We start from the raw sequence: 10,553 nt of genomic DNA on the forward strand, positions 1-10,553 counted from the left end.
TCTGTGAGCAGGGACGGAGTCGCTGGACTGGACCCATGGAGGGCGTGGGTTGCCGGAGTTCGCGAGTTAAAGGAGCTTCATGCACAGGGCAGATGGCGCACGACACAGCTCACTCGATACCGTTCTGCGCGAGCGGTTCGGCCTGACGGACTTCCGCCCTGGCCAGCGTGAGGTCCTCGATGCGCTGCTCGGTCCGAAAGCCGCGGCGCTCGCGGTCTTCCCCACAGGTGGCGGCAAGTCGCTCTGCTATCAGCTTCCGGCGCTGCTACTGGAGGGCATCACGGTGGTCGTCTCCCCGCTGATCGCGCTGATGAAGGACCAGATTGACGCCCTGGCCCGGCAGGGCATTCGTGCCGCGCGGCTGGACGCCTCGCTGTCGGTGGACGACTCACGCGAAGTCACAAAGGCGCTGCGCGATGGTTCGCTCAAGCTCTTGTACGTGGCGCCCGAGCGCTTCAACAACGAGCGCTTCACCGCCCTGCTCCGCGAGCTGCGCATTTCCTTGTTCGCGGTGGATGAGGCGCACTGTGTCTCGGAATGGGGCCACAACTTCCGCCCGGACTATCTGAAGCTGGCGAAGGCGGCGCGGGATTTATCGGCAGAGCGAATCCTCGCACTCACGGCCACGGCAACACCCTCCGTCGTGCGAGACATCTGCCAGGGCTTCGGCATCCCCGAGGAGAACGCGGTCGTCACGGGTTTCTACCGGCAGAACCTCACGCTGGAGACGACCCCGGTTCACGCCGAGGCCCGCGACGCGCTCCTCCTGGGGCGGCTCGGCTCCCGAGCGCCCGGCCCCACCATCGTCTACGTCACGCAGCAGAAGACCGCCGAGCGCGTGGCCGCGTTCCTCTCCGCCGAAGGGCTCCCCGCCAGCGCGTACCATGCGGGACTGGAGCCCGAGGTCCGTGAGCGGGTGCAGGAAGCCTGGATGGCCTCCGCGAATGGCATCGTCGTAGCGACCATCGCGTTCGGGATGGGCATCGACAAGGCGGATGTACGGGCCGTGTATCACTACAACCTGCCCAAGGGCCTGGAGAGCTACAGCCAGGAAATCGGCCGAGCCGGGCGAGATGGAGCGCCATCGGTGGTGGAGCTCTTCGCGTGTCCGGACGACGTCCCCAGCCTGGAGAACTTCGCGCTCGGAGACACACCCACGCGGGAAGCAATTCAAAGTCTGGTGACCGAGTTGCTCGGCCTGGGTCCCGAGCTGAGCGTCGACATGTTCGCTCTGTCCACCCGGCATGATGTGCGGCCGCTCGTGCTGCGCACCGCGCTGACGTACCTGGAGCTCGAAGGCGTGTTGAGGCAAGGCACGCCGTACTACGCGGGCTACAAGGTGCAGCCGCTCATTCCCCTCGACGCGCTCGTGGGGCGCTTCCAGGGAGAACGGGGGCAGTTCCTGCGCGACGTGTTTACCCAGGCGAAGAAAGGACGCACCTGGTACTCGCTCGACCCGGCCGAGGTGGCGAGTTCGCTTCGGCAGCCCCGCGAGCGCGTGGTGCGGGCCATCGAATATCTCGAGGAACAGGGGCTCGTGTTGCTCCAGGTCTCCGAGCCGCGTCAGCGCTTCACACGGCTGCGGCCCCAGGAGGACGCAGCAGCGCTCACCGCACTCCTCCATCAGCGGTTTCAGCAGCGCGAGGCCCAGGAGGTCACGCGTGTCCGGGACGTACTGAAGCTCGTCACCCATGCGGGGTGCCAGAGCAATGCGCTGGTCGCCCACTTCGGTCAGCGACGGGAGCAGCCGTGTGGGCACTGCACCTTCTGCCGGACCGGGGAGGCCCAGGTGCTTCCCGCGGTGCGCCGGAGGCCGGCACTGCCCGCAGGCCTCGACGTGGCGGGCTTCCGAGCCCTGGCCGCGAAACATCCCGAGTCACTCGGGCACCCGAGGCAGGCCGCGAGGTTCCTCTGCGGATTGAGCAGCCCCGCCCTCACGCGAGCGAAGCTCGGCGGCCACAAGTTGTTCGGCGCACTGGAGGGCTGGCCCTTCGAGGAGGTGTTGGACTTCTGTGGCCAGTTGGCCGTGGCTTGACGACCATCACCCCTGGTCGAGCACGCCCGCGCGATAGTCGTCAAAGGCCTGCTGGATTTCCTCGCGGGTGTTCATGACGAACGGGCCGTACTGGACGATGGGCTCACGCAGGGGCATCGCCGCGGCGATGAGCAACTCGCTCCGGCGATTCCTCGCGCGCACGCGAAGCCGGCTCCCCGGGCCGAGCAATGCCAGCGAGCCCTCGCGCACCGGCTTCGACGTGTCTTCAGGTCCCAGGTCGACCTCGCCCGTGGACACGAAGGCGAAGGCGGTGTGGTCCGACGATGTGTCGAGTTCGAAAGGACGGTCGTCCTCGAGTGCCAAGGTCAGCAAGAGCGGCTGCGTGGGGCGCTCGCGCACGGGGCCCTGGAGCCCGTTCATGTGGCCCGCGATGACACGCGCGCGGTTCCCCGAGGGAGACAAGCGCTCCTCCGCGAGTTGCTCTGGCGTGTGGTCCTGGTAGGCCGGCGGGCACATCTTCTCCTTCGCGGGGAGGTTGAGCCAGAGCTGGAAGCCGGACATCAACCCCTGCACCTGCTCCGGCATCTCCGAGTGGATGAGACCACGGCCCGCGGTCATCCACTGCGAGCCACCTCCGGCGATGAGCCCGCTGTTGCCACGGCTGTCCCGGTGGCGCATTCGCCCCTCGAGCATGACCGTGACGGTCTCGAAGCCCCGGTGGGGGTGATTCGGGAAGCCGTTGATGTAGGCCCCGGGGTCATCGGAGTGGAACCGGTCGAGCATGAGGAACGGGTCGAGGTTCCGCAGCGAGGGCTGCCCGATGACCCGCGTCAAGCGAACGCCGGCTCCGTCCGTCGCGGGGATGCCCTCAAGCGTCTGCACCACATTGCGTTGCGACTGCAGGATGACCGCGGGAGCCTCCGAGCGCCGACACCCGATGGCCGAGGCGGCCACGAGAAGACCCGACTGAAGGAGGAAACGGCGGCGCGAGGTGGCGTTCATGAAGACCTTGCCGGAAACCGGGTGTGCGTCCCCCCGAGCCTCCTCCGGGAGCCGCCCGGAGTCCATGCACGAGCCGGGGATCGAACCCTGGGCAGGGCGATAGAAAACCTCAAGCAGGACGCGCCTTTACCCGCTATCGCCTTGATTTTCCTGGGGTTCGTCATCCCGGCCTGTCCCACCTTGTACCCCCTGGTTCCGCCTGATTCCGCGCCGGAGGGGCACATACGGGGCACATGGAAGCAGGCTGCTTTGGCTCCCCGTACTTGCAGGGCTCGCGTGTGCAGGTTGGCCGCGTTGTGCAGGGACACGCGCAGGCGGGGGATCTGCCCGGCGTCACCATGCCATAGCGCACGTATACCAGCTTCCCCTCGCGTCGCTCATGCGCGGTTCTCCGTCTCGATGAAGCGGGTGGCGCCCCAGGCGCACGAAGTCGCGGTCCGTCATGTCCCAGGTAGATGAGGTCTCAGCTCCACATCTGGTTGGGCCCAGTGGCGGTGTGCTCGGCCCGAGGCCTGGGCGTGGGGGCCTTGGCGCGGCCACGCTAGGCCAGCCGAGAACCCTCTGCTTGGGCGCGGCGTCCCGGAACTCCTCGCTGTTGGCCAACTCCAGGATGCGGCGCCGCTCCACTTCCGACAGACGGTTGGCCAGTTGGGTATGCGGGCCGCACCGCCGGTCCTCGCCGTTTCCGGCTTCCTCCAACGTTGAATGGTGCGTGGGGCCACCCCGAGCCGCTCGCACACGGCCTCCCAGCACACGCCATTCTCCAGGGCTTCGCCCACGAGGGCGAGCGTCAGTTCTCGCTCTTCTCGTCCCTGCGTAGTCCTCGTCGGCCGGCGGCTTCTCGTCCCAGCCCAGCGCCTGAAGTTTTTCGGGCACCAGTAGCGCGGCCGTCTCGGCCAGCGCCTTCTCCTTGCGGTGCAGCTCGCGCTCAAGCTCCTTCACTCGCTTCTCGGCTGCGGCCCCAGCCGCTCGCGCTCCTTTGCCGGCAGAGGCTCCGCGGAAGCGCCCGAGAGGGCTCCGGCGGCGGCCTGCAGCCACTCCTTCATTTGCGCCTCATGCAGCCCCTCGCGCCGCAGCAGCGCTCCCAGTTCCTCGCCGATGAGCCCCTGAGCCGCTGCTAGCACGCGCAGCTTCTCCTCGGGCGTTCACTTCTTGGGCTAGACGTCCAGTTGTCAGGAGGCAGGCTCCGACAGGGGCACATCCCGGACCTGCGCGCCACTTGAGCGCTGCTGGCATTGGGCGCAGGAGCACACTCCACAAGCTGAGCAGATGAAGGTGCCGGGCTCCAAGGAGCGTACGCAGGGGACGGCCAGCACGTCTCCTCCCAGCACTTGGTCCACCCAGCCGGGTGTGGGGTCGCCGGGGCTCCAATCCTTCAGGGCAGGCAGGAGCATGGGGAAGCGCTCTCCACAGGCGCCACAGCCCCGCGTACCCCAGCGCGCCTCGCAGTCGGGGCATTCACACTGGAAGTGCCCCCCTGGGCTTGGGTGGAAGTTGCGCTGGGGATCCACCGACTTCGCGCAGGTGGGGCACTTCAGCTGAAGCTTCGCCCTTCGCACCGCCCGCTCCAGGGCGTTGTGAAAGGACTCTGCCTGCCCGAGGGCCTTCTCCGCTCGGGCGACCTCTGCATTCGACTCGCTCTTCTGCGCGTTGGCCGTGCCCGTGCCCCTGCCTTTGAGTGCCGCTGCACGGGCCTTCTCCGAGGCCTGTTGATGCCACGCCTGGGCGCGCTCAAGCTCGCGCTGCGCCCGGAGCACCGCCTCTCCCGTATTGAGCGCCGACCACTCATGCTCCGCGGGAGGCCGGAACACCACCCAATTCCTCCCGCTCTGCTGGAGCCAACCTGAAGCCTGGGCGAGCGGCAGCCCCTCGGGCGATGGGCACTCCACCTCGGGCGGATAGCTCAGGAAGAGCGGGGCACTGAGCGTCCAGCGCAACGCGCGGACCACCCGCTCGACGCTGCCGATGTCCCACGGCGCCACCGGTAGCATGCTGGGGCCCCCGCGCTCTTCTTTCTTCAGGTCATTGCCCAGCGTGTGCAGGCGCTGGAGCAGCTCCGGGCTCAGCCGCTCTTCGTCTTCCTCCGTGTCCGTCGGGTGAAGCACCAGGGTGGACGCCATCTCGCCGGGGCTCAAGCGTGCCAGGCTCTCAAGATGCTGCCGCGCCCCCCCCTCGTCCGGGCTTGCCGAGATGAGCGCTGGCATGGGCACCACGCGCAGGCTGCTCCCCACGTCCGTGGAGAATATCAGCACCCCCTCCTGCTCCCACCGCAGTTGGGCCAAGCCCCCAGGGCCATCGAGCGTTATCTCCACCCCGGGACGGATGGGGACCTCAAGCTCTCGCGGCTCGTACCCCATCTGCTCAAGAGCCCGGATCACCAGCAGCAGGCAGAAGACGTCGAAGCCGCGGCAGAATTCCTGCTGGCCGCGATACACCTCCTGAGGTGTGAGCGTCCGCTTGCGGTTGAACTCGAGCCACTCACGCCACAGCTGCGCCACGTGGCGGTAGTGGGGGTCGTTGGAGAGGATGTTGGTCAGGATCAGCGCGTCGCTCACCTGGGCCCGGCGGGGGACTCCTCGGTAGAGCGGCGTGTCCATCAACGCCAACAGCTTGAGCCGGAGCCGTTCCAACTGCTCGAGGGTGAGTTCCGCCTTGCGGTGGCGCTCGTCCAGATCAATGGCCTCACCCCACAGTCCACAAACCCGCTTGCGCCGCCAGTGCGAGCCCGAGAGGGCGGCCTGCGCCTCGTAAGCCTTCGTCCTTGCGAAGACATGGCGCATCTTCCGGACGCGGCGGATGCGCCCACGGACATAGCGCAGCAGGTTATCCACCAGCCGCGCCGCCACCCGGTTCTCGTAGATGTCCAGCAGGTCGTCGCGCACCAACGACTGGATACGCTTGGGGTGCACGGCGCGCAGAGTGGGCCGCTCCCAGTCCTCCGTGTGCGCGGCCAAGTACTGAGCCGCCGACTTGGGAATACGCCGTGCGCGAGAGACAGGCACCCGCTCGATTTCCACGCGCAGGTGCGCGCGAGGCCCGCAGCATACCTGCTTCAGGTGTCCCAAGTGCTCGGCAATGGCCCGATCGAGCTTCTGGAGTTCTACCTCCTCCGACATCCCCGGGACGACCGGCGTCACGTCCGACCACTCCAGCCAACCCTTTCCTCCCGCGATGAGCGCCTGGAGCCCTCTGCCCATCTCGCGCAGGCTCTGTGCCTCCAGTTCCTCGGGCAACTGATACCGGCCGAAGCTTCCGGCCTGCCGCCGCCCGCTGCCGCTGTCTAGCAGGCTCCAGTTCCCCTGAAGGTCAGGGACCAGGAAGTCCCCGCTCGCCAGCGGCACCGTGTTCAGGAAGATCTCCGGGCCCTCACTCACCACTTGCCAGAGCCCCATCAGGAGCGGCAACTCCGGCTCCAGGGCAACCTCCTCCGTGAGGCGGTTACGGTACCGGGGACTCATGCGGCCTCCTCCTCGTCAGGCGCGCCCAGCCGCTTGAGCTGATCCTTGATGAACTTCAGCGATGCCTTGGGCTGAGCCTGATTGATTGGCGGCTTGGCCCAAGCCGTCAGCAACCGCTGCTGAAGCTCGATCAAATCCTCTGGGCGCGTGTCATGCTGGTTGCGCAGACCGCGCAGTAGCTTCGTCGCGAGGATGTGGTCCACCGCCTCTCCCAGAGTGCCTCCCGCGGCGATGATCACGGGCACGTAATCCATCAACTGGCGTTCCAGCCGGTTGCTCATGCCGATGCGGAAGCGCTCCTTGAGCAGCGGCGAGAGCTCGCTGCGTAGAAAGAGGTGCGCCTTTTTCGCCTGATCCGCGTGCTTCTCCTTCGCCTGCGCGAAGGCCTTCCTCAAGGCCTGGAGGCTCAACGGCGGGGCTGCCTCGTAGGGCTTCGCCTCGAACTGCTGTTGATGCTGCGCGCTGTCGAACTCCATCACATGCGCGCGGTCATACGTCTTGGGGGCGAACTCCTTCGTTGTCTCGTCATGGTTGGCCGTGCCCACGAACCAGACATTGGGCGGCAGGGGCAAGAGCTTGCCCTTCTCCTCCAGTCCATGGGGCGCCGGCTCCACGGACGCAGTCATCAGGTGGAGCTTCTGGCTACCCGCCTCACGCTCCATGGCCGAGAGCAGATCGGCGAAGTACTGCTCCGGGTGGGACAGGTTCATCTCATCCAGCACGATGAGAAAGGGCACGTCCCTGAACTTCGGGCACCGGGCCCTGTAGAGCGCCCGGAGGAAGGGTTCCTCGTAGAAGCGCCGCTCGAAAGCATTGAAGTGGCCAATCAGATCATGCTTGTCACGCCAGCCCGCCTGAACCTCGATGACCTCGTTGCCGGCACCAATGGCCCGGGCGAAGGCGAGCGGCAGGGTCGTCTTGCCTGTACCGCTGATCCCCTGCAGCAACAGCAGCGGGCTCATGGCCACCCCGCCAAGGAAGCTGCGGATGATGTCCACGGGATAGATCAGCTTCTTGCCCGCCTTGACCGCCTCGGGGTCCCGCGCGATGCGGTGCTGGAGCTCGTGCACGAACTCATCGAGCTTCGGCAGTTCCTCGCGCACCAGTTGGGGGTTCTGCAGCTCTTCTGTGGCGTCCATCTCGCTGAGCGAGGGGAACGGACTGCGGCCGTCCGAGCGGCGGATGCGGTCATCGACGTCCTTGCGCAGCTCGTTGATGTTGGCCTGGAGTAGATTCCGGCTGCTCTCCAGCATGGCCTTCTGGTCGCGGATAGTCTCCAGCTCCACCACCCCCATCCGGTAGCGTGACAGCTCGTGTTTGAGCGACTGGTTCTCCTGGTAGAGCTGGGTGCGCGCCTGCTCCCACTGGTCCTTCTCGGTCTCCAGCGCCAGCAGCCGCTCCGCCGCGTGGGTGCTGGGCCTGGCCGCGAGCGCCTGCTCCAACTCGGTCCGCTTGCCGCGCAGTTCCTGCAGCTCCGTCAGCACCTCCTCGGGAGCCATGTGCCCAAAGCGCCGGTCCACCTCCTCACGCTGAGCGAGGACCTTCGTCAGCCGATCCCGCTCCGCTTGCGCTTCTTTCAAGCGCTCCTCGGCCGCGTTGCGCACATGCTGCAGCGCCTCCACTTGCCGGGCCGCCAGTTGCTGCGCCCGCTCCTCCAGGTGCTTCCGGTCGTCCTTCAGGTCCTCGCGATCCCACTGGAGTTGCCGCTGCTCCTTGGTCAGCTTGCCCTTGTCTTCCTCGAACTGGGCACGGTCGGCTTCGAACTTCCGGCGCGCTTCCCGCAGTGCGGACTCGTGCTCGTTCCACGCGTCCCGCAGCTTCGCATCGTGCGCGGCGCGCTCCCCGCGCAGTTCCTCCTCGCGCTCGGCGCGCTCCTTGCGAAGCTGGTTGCCGTGCGCGGTGGCCTCCTTCTGGAGCTCGTCCTCGTGCCTGGCGCGCTTCTGGCGCTGCTCCGTGTCGAGCTTCTCCCGAGCTTCGGTGCGCTCCTTCTCCCACGCCGCCCGCTCGCTGGAGATCCGCTCCCGCTGCTCGGAGAGCTGCTGGTGCAGCGCCTGCGCCTCCCGCTCCAGCTGCTCAAGCGAGTGCCGCCGCTGCTCCGCGAAGCCCGCCTCCGCGTTCAGCTCTCGGGTCCTCAGCGCTTCTCGCTCACGGAGCAGTTGGCCTTGTGAGTGCTTGAGCTCCGCCTCCCGCGCCTGGAGCCACGTCTCCTGCTCAGACACCGCCGTGCCCCGCTGCTCCAGCGCCTGGAGCCGCTGCTGAACGCTGGCGTTTTCGGCCTTCAGTTTCTGCTCCCACTCCGCCAGGCGCACCTGCTCCGCCTGAGCGTCCTGCTTGGCGGTGCTCGCCTGCTGCTCTCGCTGCAGGCACGCCTCGAAGGTCAGGCGGGTCTTCTCCAGCGCCTCCTCAAGCCGGGCCTCCAAGGAGGCAATGGCAGTGGACGCGGAGTCCGCTTCAGGCTCAGGGGTGCTTGTCCCCGTCACGGACTGGAAGAGCCCTTTGGCCTTGGCGAGCAGGGAATCGGACTTCGTCCCGGGGAGCTCCGGCCCTGGAGGTTGTGCACCCAGTTGCTCCGGCTTCTGGGCCATGGCTGCTGCCGGGGCGGGCTGCCGCGGAGGCGGGGACTGATTCTTGTTCTTGTTCTTGTTCTTTCCCATGTCCCTTACCGAAGCGGTGGATTGCGTGAACCGTCATCGAGCCCCGAGATGAGCCCCACGACGCGATAGACCCGGTGCACCGTGTCCTGAACAGCCCTCCCCCCAAGTCCCTTGGAGCCATGGTGCATCTGGCTGCCCAGGACAGTGGCAATGTCGTCCAGTTCAGCGAACAGCCGTTGCTCGAGGCGAGCCACCTTGCGCAGTGGATGCCGGGAGTCATCCCGGGCCGCCAGCAGGTTGGCGACAATCAATGAGCGCAGGCGCCAGAAGTCCTTGCGCCTGACGATGGCTTCGATATCCGTGCGCCTCACATTCGCCAGCGCCCGTGGCAGCGGTGTCTGGAAGCCAAGCTCCTTCGCCGTGAAATCATAGACCCTGGCGCAGTGCTCCTGCTCGTGAGAGAGCCGCCGGGTCAGCCCCACGCCGGGATACTCCTCGAACAGCTGAGCGAAGAGCGCCTCGACGACCTTGCGCGCCGCCAGCAGCACCGTTGGGAATCTCGAGGCTGCCTTGTCCTCCCCCAGTTCCTCGGCCTCGACGTACGCCAGCATCAGCTCCAGCAGTTGCCCATGGTAAGGCAGCCGACGAACCTCGGGAGTCAGCCGCCTCTCAAGGGCCAGCTCCGCCTTGCTCTGAAGCCGCTCCATCCAGGCGCGCACTTCCCCCAGGTTTTCCTTCAGCGCGTCGCTCAGCAAGCCTTCCACCCGCTCACGCAGCAGGGGGGAGTGCTCCAGTTGCCGGATGATGGCCCGGCGCAGCAGGGGGCTGGAGCCCAGCCCGAACGGATCACACACCTGCCAGTCCACCGACTTCTCGGAGTCTTTGGGCAGGTAAATGTGTGTGCTCAGGAAGACGCGCAGGGGCCGCTCTTCGATGAGCGAGACGCGGTCGATGTCGACGGGGTTCGGCTCGAACGTGCTGCTGTCCTCCTCGTCCGCATCCACCGAGCGATCCTGATGGCGCAGGGCGCGCTGATGACGGCGCGCCACGTCGATGATGTCCTGCGCATCAGGGCTGGAGGCGGGGTTCACGTCCACTGGCAGGTGCATGTAGGCCGGGCGCGGCGGCTTGGGATCACCCGTCGAGCCCAGGATCAGGTCTGGAAAGCCTTTCTTTCCCGGAGTGGTCCGCGCGTACTCCAAGGTCTCGACGAAGCGCGGCCAGAGCTCATGGCTCCATGGATCCTGAAAAACGAAGCCGGTGACCAGCTTGCGTGACTGAAGTGTCTCCTCCTCCAGCACCTGCCGCCCCTCGGGGGTAATCTGCCCTTTGGAGTCGGTCCACTTGCGCTGCAGAAGCTCGCTGGCGATGAAGGCTGCCAGATCCAGCTCGAGGCAGAGCGTGCGGCTCACCCTCTCGGCGGACACCACCCCCGCCTGGCTCAGGCTCAGTACGGCCTTCTGAAGGACGTTGAGCTGCCGGTCGCGCACCTCGGGAGCCACC

Annotated in this window: 7 protein-coding genes; 1 reads left to right on the top strand and 6 read right to left on the bottom strand. The window is 66.9% G+C overall.

Going from position 1 to position 10,553, the window contains the following annotated elements; genetic code table 11:
- Positions 1-79 precede the first annotated feature (79 nt).
- A complete protein-coding gene (locus QEG98_RS25785) occupies positions 80-2,035 on the top strand; it encodes a RecQ family ATP-dependent DNA helicase (protein WP_316563170.1) in 1,956 nt (651 codons plus the stop codon).
- 6 nt (positions 2,036-2,041) lie between these two features.
- On the opposite strand, the gene QEG98_RS25790 is transcribed toward QEG98_RS25785, so the two are convergent.
- From QEG98_RS25790 to QEG98_RS25810, 6 genes are all read right to left on the bottom strand, one after another.
- On the bottom strand, positions 2,042-2,998 hold the full coding sequence (locus QEG98_RS25790; protein WP_316563171.1) for a pirin family protein: 957 nt from the start codon (positions 2,996-2,998) through the stop codon (positions 2,042-2,044).
- Positions 2,999-3,438: 440 nt separating this feature from the next.
- Complete coding sequence (locus QEG98_RS42185) at positions 3,439-3,777, bottom strand: helix-turn-helix domain-containing protein (protein WP_410477838.1); 339 nt, start codon at positions 3,775-3,777, stop codon at positions 3,439-3,441.
- Between the two features lie 159 nt (positions 3,778-3,936).
- Complete coding sequence (locus QEG98_RS25795) at positions 3,937-4,122, bottom strand: hypothetical protein (protein WP_316563172.1); 186 nt, start codon at positions 4,120-4,122, stop codon at positions 3,937-3,939.
- A gap of 48 nt (positions 4,123-4,170) precedes the next feature.
- Entirely contained in the window at positions 4,171-6,456 is a 2,286-nt protein-coding gene (locus QEG98_RS25800) for a hypothetical protein (RefSeq protein WP_316563173.1), read from the bottom strand.
- Positions 6,453-9,110, bottom strand: a complete 2,658-nt coding sequence (locus QEG98_RS25805; protein ID WP_316563174.1) for an AAA family ATPase — start codon at positions 9,108-9,110, stop codon at positions 6,453-6,455. Before QEG98_RS25805 ends, QEG98_RS25800 begins: the two co-directional genes overlap by 4 nt.
- A gap of 5 nt (positions 9,111-9,115) precedes the next feature.
- Positions 9,116-10,540, bottom strand: a complete 1,425-nt coding sequence (locus QEG98_RS25810; protein WP_316563175.1) for a hypothetical protein — start codon at positions 10,538-10,540, stop codon at positions 9,116-9,118.
- Positions 10,541-10,553 lie beyond the last annotated feature (13 nt).

The organism is Myxococcus sp. MxC21-1, assembly GCF_032612255.1.
GTDB classification, from domain to species: domain Bacteria; phylum Myxococcota; class Myxococcia; order Myxococcales; family Myxococcaceae; genus Myxococcus; species Myxococcus virescens.

Bases quoted from the DNA above. Each gene is read 5' to 3' on its own strand.
- QEG98_RS25800 (WP_316563173.1), bottom strand. From the start codon at position 6,456: ATGAGTCCCCGGTACCGTAACCGCCTCACGGAGGAGGTTGCCCTGGAG.
- QEG98_RS25785 (WP_316563170.1), top strand. From the start codon at position 80: ATGCACAGGGCAGATGGCGCACGACACAGCTCACTCGATACCGTTCTG.
- QEG98_RS25805 (WP_316563174.1), bottom strand. From the start codon at position 9,110: ATGGGAAAGAACAAGAACAAGAACAAGAATCAGTCCCCGCCTCCGCGG.
- QEG98_RS25790 (WP_316563171.1), bottom strand. From the start codon at position 2,998: ATGAACGCCACCTCGCGCCGCCGTTTCCTCCTTCAGTCGGGTCTTCTC.